Raw genomic sequence first — 16936 nt, 5'->3', positions numbered from 1 at the left:
GGAAGTCAGCGATATTGTTTCATAGAAGATGACAAGCCCATCAAAACAAGCTATTGATAGATAAAGCGATTTCTATCGTTCGCCTATATACGTCGTTCCTCGCCGCCGGACGAAATGCGCATGAGTGAAAAACGGAGCCCGACGGTTTCCAAGCCGCAAAATCCAGCCAAATCGTTCCTGGAAAATGAACGTCCCACGCTGAAGACAATCGCATTCATGACTGGTCTGGGCGTAACCACGGTTTCGCGAGCCTTGAAGGATGCGCCTGAAATTGGGCCCGAAACCCGCAAACGTGTGCAATTGATCGCGAGGCAGATCGGGTATCGCCCCAATCGTGCCGGCGTGCGCCTGCGAACCGGCAAAACAAATGTCATTGCGCTGGTTCTTAATACGCAGGATGAAATTATGGGGTTCACCAGTCAGGTCATTCACGGTGTTGCGGATGTACTTGCCGAAACGCAATACCATCTCATTCTGACGCCCTATTTTCATTCGCGGGCGCCGATTGAACCTATCCGCTATATCGTCGAGACAGGCTCAGCCGACGGAATTATATTCTCACGCACAGAACCGGATGACCAACGCGTTCATTATCTGACCGAACATGATTTTCCGTTCGCCACTCACGGCCGCACCGATACGGGCATTGAGCATCCTTATCACGACTTTGATAATTTCACTTTTGCCCTGGAGATGGTCGGTAAACTGTCGAAGCTTGGACGAAAACGGCTTGCCCTGCTGACACCGCCGGCACACCTCACCTATTACCGCCATATGGTGGGTGGATTTTATGAGGGGCTGCGTACCTTTCAATGCAGCGGATCACCCCTTGAAGGGGTAGATCTCGATACGCCGCTTGACGATTTGCGGCTGCACGTCGCTCAATTAATGAAAAGGACTGACCGGCCAGACGGCATCATCTGCTCGGGCAGTGCGGCTGCGTTAGCACTCGTCGCTGGTATTGAAGATGCTGGAATGAACATTGGCAATGAAGTCGATGTCGCAGCAAAACAGTCAACCGAGATTTTGCACTGGTTTCGCCCGGGGCTAATTGTAGTCGAGGAAAGCTTCAAGCTCGCCGGACAGCAACTTGGCAAAGCAATCCTTGGTCGGATCAACGGCAAAGACATCAAGTCCTTGCAAACGATCGGATAAAATGGGTGGAGGCCATCCCAATCCCGCAAGATCGAGACAGCCTCCAATCGCTCGGGAGGAGCGATGCAAAGTCAGTTTGCCGCCCGTTTCTTCCTGCTGTCTGCCGACCGTAGCAAGGCTTCTGCGGCGGCTATATCGAGTGCCTCCGGCCGCGTGCAACGGGTTTCGATATCGACGAAACGCTTTTCTTCGCCCGATTTCAAAATAGCCAACATCACGTTGACCCCGTGCAGTGCGCGTTCCAGCGAACAACGCAGTTCGCGACCATCCAAAATGGCGGCAGCCATATCTGCCAGTCCCGCTGCCCGATAGTTCGCCATCATCCCTTGCGAGTGCTGTTCATTCGCGATTCCAAAGGGATGCTCCCAGTTCTCAACGGTTTCGACTGGTTCGCCCGGCTTTGCCAGTTGAACTTCTCCGCCGAAAAAATTGGGGTCCGGCAGATAGAGCGATCCTTCAGTGCCGTACAGTTCCATGTTGGCGTGGCGGTGCGCCCACACATCCCAACTCGCAGAAAGCGTTATTGTTGCACCTTGTTCGAATTCCAGCAGCGCGTGAATAGTCGTTGGCGTCTCCACGGGAATGGTTTCGCCCCTGCGCGGCTCGGAACTGATCGTCCGCGTCGGTGTCGCCATGGAAGTCAAAGCTGCGACCCGCTTCACAGGCCCGATAAGATTGACGAGATTGGCTATGTAATAAGGTCCGAGATCGAGTATCGGGCCACCGCCATGCTTGAAGAAAAAGTCCGGGTTCGGGTGCCAATGCTCCATCCCGTGGCTCATGACATGGCATGTGCCTGAAGTGATGCGACCGACATTACCGCTATCGATTTCGCGCCGCGCCAGTTGGTGCGCGCCGCCGAGAAAGGTATCTGGGGCGCACCCGACTTTGAGGCCGCGGCCATCGGCAAGTGCTTTCAGTTCCAGCCCCTGTTCCATTGAAAGAACCAGCGGCTTTTCCGAATAGGCATGTTTGCCAGCGGCCAGTATCTTCTTGGTTACGGCATAGTGGGCATCCGGAATGGTGAGGTTGACGACGATTTCGATATCGTCGTTCTGGAGCAGTTCCTCGATAGTCTGGGCCTTCACGCCGAACTCTTCTGCACGCGCATTGGCCGCCGCCAAATTGATATCGGCGCATGCCCTTATTTCGATGTTTCGAAACATGGGAGACAACCGCAAATATGCAGCCGATATATTGCCGCAACCGATAATCCCGACACCAAGTGTCCTGGTCATTTCGCTCTCCAACTCAGAAATTTCTTACGGATTCGATGGAACGGCTCGCAAACCGGCTATCGTCCGATGGGTTATCGTGTTCCATGATGAAATAACGGGCAGGTGTCTTGCGCAAAGCGGCAAACAAGGCAGCCCAGTTGACGGTTCCGTGACCAACATCTTCCCAACCGTCTTCGTCAGCTTTTTCGCCATTCACGGCTATGTCCTTCACATGAACTGCCAGTATCCGATCTCCATAACGCTCGATCCATTCAAGCGGGTCGGCACCACCTTTAATGATCCAGGCAATATCAGCCTCCCAGGCCAGATCAGGCGAAGCGTTTAGAATGTGTTCCTGAGGTACGGAGCCGTCCGCCAAGGGCCGAAACTCGAAATCGTGGTTATGCCAGCCAAACGCATAACCTTCCTTGCGATAAGGCTCGCCAGCCGCAGCCAGGCGGTGCCCGAACTCCTGCCAGCCAGTCACGCTATCAGGGCGGCGATCTGCATCGAGATAAGGACAAAAGATCGCCCTCATATCGGCAATCTTGGCAATCTCCAACACGCGGCCCACTTCGCTTTCCAGCATATCCAGACCAAAATGGCCGGTAGGCATGGAAAGTCCAAATGTGTCGAGTTCCTTCTTTAATCGAACGGGATCGCCATAAATCCCTCCATATCCCTCCACGCGGCGGTAGCCGAGATCACGCAACATTGTAAGTGTTCGCTCCAACGGCTGGAAATTGCGGGAGCTGTAAAGCTGATAGGAATATCCGTTCATGTTCGTATCCTTCGAACTCGTTCCAAAATTGTGTTGGTTTTTTCGGCAAAAGCCATCCATGCGGATCAAAGCCGTCTTCAATCCGTCAACTCACATCCGATGCGACCTTATGCCGGCGGCTCTAAGGGGAGCGTTGTTCTCTGTTCATCTAAAGCCTCTCCTCCGTCTGGGCATCGAAGAGCGACAGGGCGTCGGGCTTGAAGCCGATCCTGACCCTTTCGCCTGCCCGATAGCGCTTTCCGGCTTCCACCCGCGCGGACAAGGCATGCCCGTTCAGGCGAAGCCAAACCAAACTGTCGGCCCCCATCGGCTCATCCAGATCAACGGTCGCTTCAAAGCCGTCCTCCGTGTTAAGCCTGACATGTTCCGGGCGAACACCGAGCGTTGCCTTATGTCCGGGCTTTGGCGTCCCGTCATACCCGTCCAGCCCTACAGCCGTCTGCCCGATGCGGAATACCGGCTTCCCCTCAGTGACACCAATCTCCCCGGAGAAGAAATTCATTGATGGCGAACCAAGAAAGCCCGCGACAAACCGGTTCTTCGGGCGGTTGTAGATTGTCAGCGGGTCAGCCAGTTGCTGCACCGCGCCACCTTTCATCACGGCAATGCGGTCCGCCAATGTCAGGGCTTCGATCTGGTCGTGGGTAACGTAGATCATTGTGTTACCGAGCTTTTGATGAAGACGTTTGATCTCGACCCGCAATTCAGAGCGCAATTTTGCATCGAGATTGGAAAGCGGCTCATCGAACAGGAACACATCCACATCACGCACCAGTGCGCGACCGATCGCAACACGCTGACGCTGACCGCCAGACAATGCCGAGGGCTTGCGTTGCAGCAAAGATTCAATCTGGAGAATTTCGGCAGCACGCTTGATACGTTTGTCGATCTCGCCTTTGGGCAGGCCAGCCACGCGCAATCCGAATGAAAGGTTCTTTTCGACGGTCATTTGCGGATAAAGTGCGTAGGACTGAAACACCATGCCGATGCCGCGATCCTTCGGCTCATCCCAGGTAACATTGCGCCCCTTGATGAAAATGCTTCCCTCGGAAATATCGAGAAGACCCGCCACGCAATTAAGCAGCGTGGATTTTCCGCAGCCTGAGGGCCCGAGAAGCACGAGGAACTCGCCCTCCCCGATTTCCAGATTGAGATTTTGCAGCACATTTACCGAGCCGAAGGCGAGCGACAGGTCCTGAATGGAAACGCTTGAACTCATGACCTCATCCTTTCACTGCGCCAGCGGCGATGCCGCGAACAAAATAACGGCCCGAGAGGAAGTAAACGAGTAGCGGCACGCCACCGGTCAGAATGGTTGCGGCCATATTGACGTTGTATTCCTTCACGCCCTGCATGGAGTTGACGATATTGTTCAACTGCACGGTCATCGGAAAATTCTGCGTTCCGGCAAACACCACGCCGAACAGAAAGTCGTTCCAGATACCGGTCACCTGCAGAATGATCGCAACAACGAAAATCGGCAGCGACATAGGCAGCATGATTTGAAAGAAAATTCGCCAGAAACCGGCGCCGTCCACGCGGGCGGCCTTGAATAATTCCGGCGGCAAGCCAGCAAAATAATTGCGGAACAGCAGTGTCAGGATCGGCATGCCGAAAATGGTATGAATAAAGACAACCCCGGTCAGCGTGCCAAAAATTCCCAGCTCACGTGTGATGATAACGAGCGGATAGAGCATGACCTGATACGGAATGAATGCCCCGAACAGCAGGACCGCGAAGAAGATTTCCGATCCCTTGAACTTCCAGTTTGCCAGCGCATAGCCATTGACCGATGCAATCGCAATGGAAACGATCACACTCGGAACGGTGATCTTGACCGAGTTCCAGAAGCCTGCACTTATCCCTTCGCAATAAAGGCCGGTGCATGCCTGGCTCCAGGCCTTGATCCACGGTTCGAATGTGATTTCGACAGGCGGCGCAAAGATATTACCAAGCCGTATCTCGGGCATGCCTTTAAGGGATGTCACGACCATCACGTAGAGCGGCAGCAGATAATAGACCGCAGCAACGAACAGGATGCTGTAAAGCATGAGGGTGGCAGGCGCGAAGCGCCGTTTCGGCTTGCGCCCCCATGGCTGTGCCTGGCTTTGTACCGAACGGGGTTCGGCGGCTACCGATTGAGTTTCAGTCGACATCTTCCTGTTCAGGACAGCTTCCGTCATCGCGCTTTCCTCCGGCTAAATTCGAGCATCGTCCACGGAACGAGGATGATCAAAACGGTGGTCAGCATGACTGTAGAAGCAGCCAGCCCCTGCCCCAGATTGGCCCAGCCGAACATGAAGTCGTAGACATATTTTGCCGGTACTTCCGATGCGATGCCGGGACCACCATTGGTCATCGCGACCACCAGATCGTAAAGTTTGACGATGCCTGTCGCGATTAGGACTATGGTTGTCACCAGGACAGGACGCATCATCGGCAGAATGATGAACAGATAGGTTTTCCATTTCGGAATGCCGTCAACCCGCGCAGCCTTCCAGATTTCGTCGTCAACATTGCGCAGTCCGGCCAACATCAAAACCATGACCAGGCCTGTCATCTGCCAAAGTCCGGCAATGACAATCGCATAAATGACGTAAGTTCGGCTCGATAGGATCGCCATCTGGAAACTGTCGAAACCGATATCGCGAATGACTTTCTCCAGCCCTAGCTGAGGATTGAATATCCACTGCCAGACAAGACCCGTCACGATAAACGACAGGGCGTAAGGATATAGAAAGATCGTGCGGAACGTGTTTTCGAAGCGGATTTTTTGATCCATCAGCGCCGCAAGAACAAACCCCGTCACAAGAGAAAAGCCCATGCAAAGGACGCCGTAGATCGCCAGATTACGCACCGACACATGCCAGCGGGTTGCTGAAAACAGACGCGTATACTGATCGAAGCCGATGAAGTTCAACATCGGCAACGATTTGGAAGATGTGAAGGAATAGACGACTGTCCAAAGCGTGCAGCCAATAAAGACCACGAGAACCGTCGCGATCATGGGGAGTGCTGCCACCTTTGCATTCAGATTGCGCAATACTCCCGGCGGCTTTCGGCGGTTGACCTCTTCCATAACGGCCATGATGATATCCTCCCTGTCCGGTTTTCGGACGCCCCGCGACGTCATCCCTCATCGACAGCGCGAGACCAGACCCGAAACTATTGGGCCTGCTCGATAATCTCAGCAAAACGTTCCTGGATGTCATCAACCGTCATGTCAGGATTAGAGAAAAACTCAGCCGCGAGACTTTCGATCTGCCCTTGTGTATCCGGTGCGCGCAATTGCTCCACCGACGGAACGATGTTCTCCGGGTTCTTCAGAATTTCGATGCCTGCGCGCATACAACTCGAAGCCGCATCCAGATCTACATCGCCACGGATCGGCAAAGAACCTTTGGCAAGATTGAAGGCAACCTGCGTGTCCTTGGAGACAAGCATGCTGGCCAGCTTCACCTGCGCTTTTGTAACTTCCGGGTCCTTGTTCTTCGGAAAGTAGATCGCATCGCCGCCAGTATCCAGATATTGATGGACGCCGAGGCCAGGCAAACAGTCATAGTCCTTACCGGCAACCTTGCCTGCGGTGCCAAATTCGCCCTGCGCCCAATCTCCCATGATCTGCGTTCCTGCGCGTCCGGTCAGCACCATATTGGTGGCCTCATTCCATGAGCGCCCGACATAACCCGCGTCAGCCATTGAGCGGGCTTGCGCCAGCGCTTCGAAAACCTTTTTCATTTCCGGACTGCGCGCAGCCTCCGCATCCTTGTCCTTGTTGACCTTCAGATAGAGGTCTTTGCCGCCGATTGCGGTTGTCAGGACTGTCAGCATGCCATTCACCTGCCAGCCGTCACCGGTTGCCAGCGGCACGATGTTCTTTTCCTTCAGCTTGGGAGCCGCGGCGACGAGATCATTCCAGGTCTTTGGAGGTTCGGTTCCGGCATCGCGGAAGGCTTGCGGATTGATCCACATCCATTCCCACGAGTGAATATTCAGCGGCACGCAATAAAGACGTCCTTCATAGGTGCAGGATTCCAGAAGACTCTTGGGGCGGATGAAATCAGCCCAGCCTTCCTTTTGGGCAAGCTCGGTCAGGTCCGTCATCAGGCCACCTTGCACCAGCTCTTCAGCCTGCCGCCCATGATTGAGCTGCGTCGCCCCCATTGGATTACCGCCCAGAATTCGGCTGATAATGATCGGGCGCGCAGTGGAGCCGCTACCGGCAATCGCTCCATCGACCCATTTATCGCCGCCGAGCGCATCGAATTTTTCGGCAAGAACCTTGACCGCGGCAGCTTCACCGCCGGATGTCCACCAGTGTGTGACTTCAAGATTGGCCGCCGAGGCCGAACCTGTCATTGTCAACGTTGTCATAGCCAGACAAACCGATGCGGCGAGCATCTTTGCTCTTTCAGGTAACATTCCATATCCTCCCAAATCTGAAACGTTACAGATATGGTATCCAAATCGGCCTTGCTTGCAAGTCCCCTAATCAGCAGCTTCATAAATTTGACATCCAGAAGCGAATTATCTGGCTGTTTTCACGCGCTTTTTCGCATTGCATTTTTTTCTAAGGGAAGCATATTCCCATGCGCCAACTTCAAGCGGGCTGTTCTTGAAACGACGGAAATTTGGGAATCTGTAACGTTACAGACGAGCAATCAGTTCCTGCAAAAAAGGCGCCGCAAATGGGCGCCTTTCCTCGTGCTTTCGAAATTAAGGTTGGATCAGGCGGCCTTGCTCACCAAGCCATGAGGATCGAGAACAAATTTCTTCGCAGCACCCTGATCAAAGCTTTCATAGCCCTTTGCCGCATCTTCGAGCGATATGACCTGGGCGTTGACAATATCGGCTATGTTCAGGCGACCGTGCAGGATAGCCTGCATCAGCTGGCGATTATACTTCAGCACAGGCGTTTGCCCAGTATGGAACGACTGCGCCTTGGCCCAACCGAGGCCGAAGCGCAAGGAGAGGCTGCCCTGCTTTGCAGCATTATCCACCGCACCAGGATCTTCGGTGACATAGAGCCCCGGAATACCGATAGCTCCCGCCGGGCGGGTGATCTCCATCATCTGGTTAAGCACAATAGCGGGTTGTTCGCCGCCGCTGTGACCACGTGCTTCGAAACCGACGGCATCAATAGCGCTATCGACTTCATTGCTCCCGGTAACCTCTGCGATCATGTCACCTAGACGGTCACTGGCCGAAAGATCAATCGGCTCAAATCCAACTTTGCGCGCGTGGTCTAGACGCTCCTTGTTGAAGTCCCCGATCATGACCACCGCAGCTCCCAGGAGACGTGCGGATGCCGCAGCGGCAAGTCCGACCGGTCCTGCGCCCGCGACATAAACAATCGAACCGACCCCGACACCAGCCTTGACCGCACCGTGAAAACCGGTTGGCAATATGTCGGAGAGCATCGTGAGGTCGCGGATTTTTTCCATCGCCTGTTCACGATCGGGGAACTTGAGCAGATTAAAATCCGCATAGGGAACCATGACATAGCGGGCCTGCCCGCCAATCCACCCGCCCATGTCGACATATCCATACGCGCCACCTGCACGCGACGGGTTGACCGTCAGGCAAACGCCGGTGTCCTGGGATTTGCAGCAACGGCAACGTCCGCAAGCGACATTGAACGGCACCGAAACGACGTCGCCCACGTCGAGCATTTCAACATCGCTGCCTTTTTCGATAATCTCGCCGGTAATTTCATGACCGAGCACAAGGCCGGGCATGGCAGTAGTGCGTCCGCGGACCATATGCTGGTCTGAACCGCAAATATTGGTGGAAATTACCTTCAATATAACGGCGTGTTCCAGCTTCTTCCCATCCGGTGCGGCCAACACGGGGTCTTCAATATCGCGTACTTCGACTGTCCCGGGCCGCAAATAAACGACGCCACGGTTCTTGCTCATGTCTACCTCCTCCAGGTCGAACAACACTGACTGATTTCAAACAATGCAATGATCGATAGTTTCCGGGCATAATCGAAAGCCCGTTTCTGGAAGGCTACAGACAGAACGCGTGCGGTTCAGTCTCAATCGCGACACGTCTCATTCAAATTGACCTGCTGAAGACGGTTTCCCTGCCGTCAATAGGTAGCAGATTTTGTCTCAGCCGTATGTTCGTCGAAAATAAACGCCGGACCGACCACACGCACATTGCGCTCGCTCATGGGGGAAAAAGACGTTACGGAAACACTGGTCTCGTTATTGCGAGCCGGACGCGTGTCTGGCATGGGTACCACCACATTTCTGAATGCCCGGCTGCCTTTGCTATTCGCTCGCAACTCGCTGATCTTGTTGACATAACCGGCCCAATCGCACTTCTTAAAGTCGCGACCTCCCTGATAGTCGTAGGCGGTCGGAAGCTCGATATACGGCTTGCCGTTGGAAACGGAAACCATATCCGCTGTTTCGTCATTCGGATCGTTCAAAACATAGAGATCGACATTCTCCCCCTGGCAGATGAAACGGCATTGCGCCAATGTCTCCGCCACGTTGTCGGACTTCTGGAACTGCGAATGCGGAGCAGGAAACAGATAACCGTCGGACAAGCGCACGCAATATGTCAGGGCGCCTTTCACACCTTTCGGAACCGTGGGATTGACGGGCGCGGCAACCGAAGGCGCTCTTGGCCGGTCGAGTTTTACCTTTGTAGTTCGTTGTGCCGCCGGTTGTTCGTGGCACGTCCGCGAAGAAAGCGAACTGGACCCGAGCTGCCGCTGGATTTCAGCAATACGCTGGGCAAGATCACGACACGGATTGAAGAAGCCTCCGCGTTCATCGCCCCCCTTGCAACCGCGGCTCCGCTCCATCGCGCGCAGGGCCGAAAGCTGGCGTTGTGTCATCAAATCCGCTGCACCGGCTGCTCGCGTGCAGGACGCGGCAGCCAGTTGCGGATAACAAATTAGTCCAATCAAAAGCAGCAAGGCGAAAGATTTTATCACAACAACACCGTTGAAACCTGAGACTTTGACAACTATCCCGCCGACAAGAGGTGAAGCGGCCTTTCCATTTCAGAACTCGTGCGTTTGGGATTCAGCACCTCATCAGGGTCCATGTCTGATACCAAAGCAGCCAGCGCCAATCGCAGATAGAGAGGCGCATCAGTGCGATCTATCGCCTTGAGGGCAACTCGCGAAATACCGAGAGAATGAGCGAGCTCCTGCTCGGATGTGTTCAGGGATGCACAGATTCTCGCGAGCTTTTCGTATGCACGTCTACCCATTACCGTCGTTCCCTCCTCCAATTTCTGACGATCCGTTTCGGCCGCCATTGTTTTCTTCTAGATCACCCGAGATTGCCCTCCTATCCGGCGATCATGTCCGGACTAGTTGAGGTGGCTGCAATTGGATCGATAGCGACCGTTGTCTCGGACAAAATGAAGCGTGCAAGAGCCCACATAGGGATGATGCACCACCCGCAACTAATGATCAGATCTTACCCGCAACAATAGAAGGACATTTTCTTAATTTACGCAATGTGAAATATCAGAATGAGAATGAAACTACTTTCGGGAAACAAGGATATACAAACAACCAGACTCCATGCTTCAATATGGTACATATCGTTTTCGAGTATAGCTCTCTTTCGTATACTTCTTTTCTAACCCATTGATTATATAGGACAATATCACCAAATCCCCCTGATTAGGGGGGTTGCCTGCGCCTGCCGGACCAAACCTTTTAATTGAGACTACCGATTACAATAAAGTATAAGTTGCAATATCCAAAAGGAACCAAAACGAAATAAATGTTAACCCTATCTGGAAAAACGGAGCATTGCGCGCTTTCAGACCAGAAGCAGCGAACGGATTGAAGCAAACTGGCGAAGAATCGGCATCACGCGGCCCCGAAGTGCTGCTGCACGCGGCCGTCATCACATCCGGCGTAGATAGGATTTGCGTCCTTAAAAATCGTCCCTGTGACGGATGGATTGCAAATAGGCATAGGCCGTACCCAAAAGCACCGGCACGATTACCAAAGCCGTCCAGAATAGAATATTGCTCATCTCTGCCCTCTCCCATAGTGCATGGCGATGTGCGCATCTCTGCGGGTTCTATTCTAACACGGAATTGACCGCCTTGTTCCAAATTCTTAACGAGAGGTTAATGGCACCCGTATCGTGACTGGCGAATATCGCCACTATCCTAATAGTTGTAGATAAGCCCTATTCGCCTTGACAGTTTGTCGCGGTGAGGCTTCACATGAGCCGGATTCTTTTCGCCTTTTCTAATAGATTGGAATGGGCAGCGTTCGTTGTGAGGGGATGCAAATGCGTATTGGTTTCAACCGGCTTTTATTAGCCTTTGCAGTCGCAGCCTCCGTTTCGTCTGTTCCATACAACACACAAGCTGCCGAAACCCGGCGCATAGAGATTACCAAAGATAGCGATTATTTTGGCTTCGACCTGCGCACGGAGAAAAATGTCTCCCTGGACCAGTGCAAAAGCATTTGTCTGGGCGACAATGCCTGCCTCGCCTTCACTTATAATCCGAAGGTCAAGTGGTGCTTTTTAAAATCCGATTTCAACAAGCTCAATCAGTCTGTCGGCTCCATTGCAGGCAAGGTCGTAACCCAGTCGACAGCGGCCCGCGAAGTCGAGGATATCGGCGCGCCGCCAGCTATTTCCTTCTTCGCCGCCAATCTGATTGATGAAGCTCGGCGCCTGAAAAATGAGCTCACTTCGAATGATAGCGCCGAAGGGCTAAGCACCTTGAAGAGCGAAGCGGCCTCGGCAGCGCTCAATGGCGATCCGCGCACTGCCATGGAAAAATTTCGACTGGCGGCCGGCATGTCGCCGGATGAAAGCGAAATCTGGGCCGGATATGCGCTTTGGGCGCTTGCGACCGAGCCGTCCAATGGTCAGGAACGTTCCAAGCTCCAGCGCGAAGCGACGTCGGCCTCGTGGTTTGCCTACCAGACCTCACGCACCAAGGATGAGCGCGCGCAAGCGCTTGCCGTCATGGCGCAGGCGCTCGAAAAGCGCGATGCATCGCGCCCGGCCTTGCAAGCCTATGAAGCGAGCCTTGATCTCGTCAATTCCGCATCCGTTCGTGACGCCTATGAAGATCTGAAAGCCCGCAAAGGCTTCCGCATCGTCAATAATACGGTCGATAATGACAATGCCGCGCCGCGCATCTGCGCCCAGTTCTCGGAAGAACTGGTGAAAAGCGGTGTCGATTATTCGAGCTTTGTCACGCTCGATAGTGGCGCGCCAAAGGCCGTTGATGCCAAAGATCGCCAGATTTGCGTCGAGGGTCTGGAACATGGCCGCAATTATACGGTGACGTTCCGTCAGGGCCTGCCTTCGGCTGTTGGCGAAGTGCTGCCTGCTCCGGTCAATCTTTCGATCTATGTGCAGGACCGCGCGCCATCGGTGCGCTTTACCGGCGACAGCTTTGTGCTGCCTGCGAAAGCCCGTCGCGGCATTCCGCTGGTCAGCGTCAATCTGAGTACCGCCAAGGTCAAGCTCTACCGCGTCGGCGACCGTTCGCTGGCACAGCTTCTCTCCGGCTATCAGTTCCTGCGCCAGTTGGACAGCTACGACATCAGCACGGTTTCCGATCAGATGGGGGCGCCTGTCTGGGAAGGTGAGATCGAGGTTGCAGGCAATGAGCTGAACAAGGAAGCAACGACCAGTTTCCCGGTTGATGAAGCACTGCCGGAACGCAAGCCCGGCGTCTACGTGCTGACCGCTGAACCGCTGGTCCAGAAGTCCGATGATGAATATGGCACCAAGGCAACGCAGTGGTTTGTCGTCTCCGACATCGGCCTTTCGACCTATACCGGACAGGACGGCATCAATGTGTTTGCCCGCTCGCTGGAAAGCGCAGAACCGCTTAAAGGCGTGAAACTGACCCTGCTGGCACGCAACAATGAAGTGCTGGGCGAAGCGACCACCGATGGCGATGGCCGGGCGACGTTTACGCCGGGACTGACACGCGGCACAGACGGCATGGTGCCAGCGGTGCTGATGGCGAGTGGGGATGATGATGATTTCACATTCCTCGATATGGCGCGCGCTGGTTTCGATCTTTCCGATCGTGGTGTGACGGGCCGTGTCGTGCCGAAAGCGCTCGATCTTTATGCATGGACAGAGCGCGGTATCTATCGCGCTGGCGAAGTCGTCCATGTGGGCGCGCTTGCGCGTGACGACACCGCAACCGCAATCGAGGATCTGCCGCTCACCTTCATCTTCACGCGTCCCGATGGCGTGGAAGACCGCCGTCTTGTTTCGGACAGCAAACTGGCCGGTGGTCATGCCATCGACCTGACCTTGCCGTCGAACGCCATGCGCGGCACCTGGAATGTTTCGGTCTATACCGATCCCAAGCAGCCAGCAATTGCCACACAGATGTTTCTGGTTGAAGATTTCGTGCCGGACCGGATCGAGTTCGATCTGACGTCTGACAAGCCGGAAATCGCCGTGGGTGAAACCGCCAATATCACCGTGGACGGTCGCTTCCTCTATGGTGCGCCTGCCGCCGGTCTTGCGCTTGAAGGCGAAGTCACGCTTTCGACTAAGCGTCAGTGGGACCGCTTCAAGGGCTATTATTTCGGCCTCGCCGATGAAGAACAAGGCGAAGCCACGCGCCTTCCGCTCGATGGCCTGTCAAAAGTCGATAACAACGGCAAGGCGACTTTCCCGGTTGCAGTCGATGAAATGCCGTCAACAACGCGTCTCGTAAACGCAGCCGTGACCGTTCGTATGCGCGAAACCGGCGGTCGTGCGGTTGAGCGTAAGATCGATGTTGCCATTCAGCCGGAAACCGATCTCATCGGCATTCGCCCGGATTTCGCTGGCGATGAAGTTCCGCAGGGCGGTACCGCCAAGTTCAGCCTGATCGCCTCTGACAGCAAGGGTGATCGCAAGGCGCTTGATGGCGCACAATGGTCGCTGGTCAAGATCGAGCGTAATTATCAGTGGTATCGCAGTGGCAATAGCTGGAACTACGAGCCGGTCACCTTCACCAAGGCGATTGCCAACGGCAAGATCGATCTGAAAACCGATAGCGAGGCTGAAATCAGCCTGCCGGTCGATTGGGGCCGTTACCGTCTGGAAATCGAAACAGATGATGCTTCGGGTCCGGCCACAAGCTATGAATTCGATGCGGGCTGGTTTGTCAGCTCAACCTCGACCGAAACACCGGACGGGCTCGAAATCGCGCTCGACAAGGAACATTATGCGGCGGGTGACACGGCAGAACTGAAAATCTCCCCGCGTTTTGCAGGTGAGCTGCTCATTACCATTGGTGCGGAAAAGCTGCTCAAGACAATCACCGCAAGCGTGCCGGAAGGTGGCACGACCATCGATATTCCGGTGGGTGATGATTGGGGTGCAGGCGTCTATGTCACAGCAACGCTGTTCCGTCCGGGTGAGGCTATTGAAAGCCGTATGCCTGCGCGTGCGATTGGTCTTAAATGGCTGAAGATCGATCCTGCCGACAAGCAGCTTGCAGTCAAGCTGACACCGCCTGAGAAGATTGCGCCGCGTTCCACGCTTTCCATTCCTGTTTCAGTTGAAAATGCAGGTGGCGAGCAGGCTTATGTCATGGTTGCGGCTGTCGACGTCGGCATTCTCAATCTGACACGCTATCAGCCGCCGAACCCTGAAAACTGGTTCTTCGGCCAGCGTCAGCTGGGCCTTGAAATGCGCGATATGTATGGTCGCCTGATTGATGGTTCGCTCGGCGTCACCGGCAAGCTGCGCACAGGTGGCGATGGCGGCAATATGGCAGCGGAAGGCAGCCCACCCACTGAAAAGCTGCTGGCGCTTTTCTCCGGTCCGGTCGAACTAGACAGCGACGGCAAGGCGACAATCACCTTCGACATACCGCAGTTCAACGGCACCGCGCGTGTCATGGCCGTTGCATGGACCAAGAAGGCTGTTGGCCATGCGGTGACCGATGTCATCATCCGCGATCCGGTGGTCATCACCGCTGGTCTTCCGCGCTTCATGGCTCCCGGCGATCAGGCCAATATCCGCTTCGATATTGCCAATACGGACGCACCGGATGGCAATTATCGTGTGAGCCTTGAGACCACCGATAATCTCGGCGTCGAAGTTGGCTCCTATCCTGAAAGCATTGCGCTTTCCGGTGGCAGACGGCAGTCGATCACCGTTCCGCTCAATGCTGTGGCAACGGGTGCCGGTGGTGTGACTATCCGGCTTTCCAACGATGTGGGCCTCAGCGTTGAACAGGTTTTGGCATTGCCGGTGCGCCCGGTTGATCTGCCGGTCACGAGCCGCCATGTCGTCAATCTCTCGGGCAATGGCGGAAGCCTGAAGGTCGATGGCGGCCTTCTGTCGGAAAGCCTGCTTGATGGCGCTTTCGTCAGCATTGGTGTGACGCGAAGTGCCGCATTTGATGTGCCAGCCTTGTTGATGGCTCTCGACCGCTATCCTTATGGGTGCACAGAGCAGACCACCAGCCGTGCACTGCCGCTGCTATACTTAAGCGAGATGGCGGCCGGTACGGAAGCGGCGGCGGGTCTGGAAAGTCAGGACGAGCTCAAGAAGCGTGTGCAGGACGCTATCTTCCGCGTGCTGAACAACCAGTCTTCGAGTGGTTCGTTTGGCCTCTGGTCGCCCGGGTCGGGTGATCTCTGGATGGACGCCTATGTGACCGACTTCCTGACGCGTGCCCGCGAAAAGGGCTATGACGTGCCGCAGCAGGCGATGCTCTCCGCTCTTGGCAACCTGCAAAATGCGCTCGGCTACACCACCGACGTCAAGGAACGCGGCAACGACATTGCCTATGCGCTCTATGTTCTGGCACGCAACAAGAAGGCTTCGGTTGGTGATCTGCGTTACTTCGCCGACACCCAGCTCGGAAACTTCGCAAGCCCGATGGCGGTTGCCCAGCTTGGTGCAGCACTGGCCCTTTATGGTGATCAGCCGCGCTCGGAACGCGTGTTCGATGCGTCGCTCCAGCTTGCAACCAGCCAGTCCAGCTACGACTATAATCGCTCCGATTATGGTTCGCCGCTGCGTGATGGTGCGGCGATGCTGGCTCTTGCCTCCGAAACCAAGCCTGCGCCGAAAGTGCTGCCATCGCTGATTACACTGGTCGAGTTCCAGCGTGAAAAGGCTCGTTATCTCAGCACGCAGGATCAGGCCTGGATGCTGCTTGCCGCACGTGGCCTGCAGGACGATAATGGCTCGATCAGCCTCGACATCAATGGCACCGCGCATCAAGGCGCGTTCTCCGAGCGTCTCAATGGTGCAACCCTTGAAGCACAGCCGCTGATCGTCACCAACAAGGGTCAGGGATCGGTTGATGCGGTCGTAACCGCAGTTGCGCCCCCTGCTCAGTCGCTACCCGCGGGCGGCGAAGGCTTCAACATTGAGCGCACCTATTATACGCTCGATGGCGAACCGGCCAATGTCACCGGCGTCAATCAGAATGAGCGCTACGTGGTTGTCCTGAAAATCGATGACCTGCAGGAATGGCAGTCGCGTCTGCTTGTGACCGATCTGCTGCCGGCGGGCTTCGAGATCGATAATCCGGGGCTTGTTTCCAGTGCCGATCTAGGCAATTTCCCTTGGCTGGAAAGCACCCAAGCAGCGCATCTCGAATTCCGCAATGATCGTTTTGTGGCGGCTTTCGACCGCTCGGCGGGCGAGAAGAAGCCAATCACGCTCGCTTATGTGGTGCGCGCGGTGACGCCAGGTCTTTATACCCATCCGGCAGCAACTGTTGAGGATATGTATCGCCCGCAATTTGCAGCGCGCACGGCAACGGGCATGATGGAGGTGGCCGCGCCTTAGTGTGC

General features: G+C 55.1%; 11 protein-coding genes. 2 read left to right on the top strand and 9 right to left on the bottom strand.

The features are described 5' to 3' along the window. The first annotated feature begins 120 nt into the window (after positions 1 to 120). A complete protein-coding gene (locus F9K78_RS14190; protein WP_174813360.1) occupies positions 121 to 1155 on the top strand; it encodes a LacI family transcriptional regulator in 1035 nt (344 codons plus the stop codon). Positions 1156 to 1226: 71 nt separating this feature from the next. On the opposite strand, the gene F9K78_RS14185 is transcribed toward F9K78_RS14190, so the two are convergent. The 9 genes from F9K78_RS14185 to F9K78_RS14145 form a co-directional block, all read right to left on the bottom strand. Next, complete coding sequence (locus F9K78_RS14185) at positions 1227 to 2393, bottom strand: Gfo/Idh/MocA family protein (protein ID WP_121985120.1); 1167 nt, start codon at positions 2391 to 2393, stop codon at positions 1227 to 1229. Positions 2394 to 2406: 13 nt separating this feature from the next. Then, positions 2407 to 3153 carry a sugar phosphate isomerase/epimerase family protein gene (locus F9K78_RS14180; RefSeq protein WP_121985242.1) on the bottom strand — a complete coding sequence of 249 codons (747 nt, stop codon included), beginning with the start codon at positions 3151 to 3153 and terminating at the stop codon, positions 2407 to 2409. 148 nt (positions 3154 to 3301) lie between these two features. Continuing rightward, positions 3302 to 4372: an ABC transporter ATP-binding protein gene (locus tag F9K78_RS14175; RefSeq protein WP_121985121.1), complete on the bottom strand. Its 1071-nt coding sequence runs from the start codon at positions 4370 to 4372 to the stop codon at positions 3302 to 3304. Between the two features lie 4 nt (positions 4373 to 4376). Continuing rightward, on the bottom strand, positions 4377 to 5309 hold the full coding sequence (locus F9K78_RS14170) for a carbohydrate ABC transporter permease (RefSeq protein WP_162929780.1): 933 nt from the start codon (positions 5307 to 5309) through the stop codon (positions 4377 to 4379). A 23-nt stretch (positions 5310 to 5332) separates the two neighbouring features. After that, on the bottom strand, positions 5333 to 6241 hold the full coding sequence (locus F9K78_RS14165; protein ID WP_121985123.1) for a carbohydrate ABC transporter permease: 909 nt from the start codon (positions 6239 to 6241) through the stop codon (positions 5333 to 5335). A 77-nt stretch (positions 6242 to 6318) separates the two neighbouring features. Beyond that, positions 6319 to 7575, bottom strand: a complete 1257-nt coding sequence (locus F9K78_RS14160; protein ID WP_208851921.1) for an ABC transporter substrate-binding protein — start codon at positions 7573 to 7575, stop codon at positions 6319 to 6321. A 305-nt stretch (positions 7576 to 7880) separates the two neighbouring features. After that, the gene (gene fdhA / locus F9K78_RS14155) at positions 7881 to 9071 is read right to left on the bottom strand and encodes a formaldehyde dehydrogenase, glutathione-independent (RefSeq protein WP_121985125.1); all 1191 of its coding nucleotides are present in this window, start codon (positions 9069 to 9071) and stop codon (positions 7881 to 7883) included. Between the two features lie 176 nt (positions 9072 to 9247). Beyond that, complete coding sequence (locus tag F9K78_RS14150) at positions 9248 to 10006, bottom strand: DUF2865 domain-containing protein (RefSeq protein WP_235925428.1); 759 nt, start codon at positions 10004 to 10006, stop codon at positions 9248 to 9250. A gap of 131 nt (positions 10007 to 10137) precedes the next feature. Further along, entirely contained in the window at positions 10138 to 10434 is a 297-nt protein-coding gene (locus tag F9K78_RS14145; protein ID WP_235925427.1) for a hypothetical protein, read from the bottom strand. 992 nt (positions 10435 to 11426) lie between these two features. On the opposite strand from F9K78_RS14145, the gene F9K78_RS14140 reads away from it, so the two are divergent. After that, a complete protein-coding gene (locus tag F9K78_RS14140) occupies positions 11427 to 16931 on the top strand; it encodes an alpha-2-macroglobulin family protein (RefSeq protein WP_151682248.1) in 5505 nt (1834 codons plus the stop codon). The last annotated feature ends 5 nt before the right edge of the window (positions 16932 to 16936 follow it).

Source organism: Brucella pseudintermedia (assembly GCF_008932435.1).
Taxonomy (GTDB): domain Bacteria; phylum Pseudomonadota; class Alphaproteobacteria; order Rhizobiales; family Rhizobiaceae; genus Brucella; species Brucella pseudintermedia.
The sequence above is the reverse complement of the archived record's forward strand: the minus strand, read 5'-3'. Positions and strand labels throughout refer to the sequence as shown.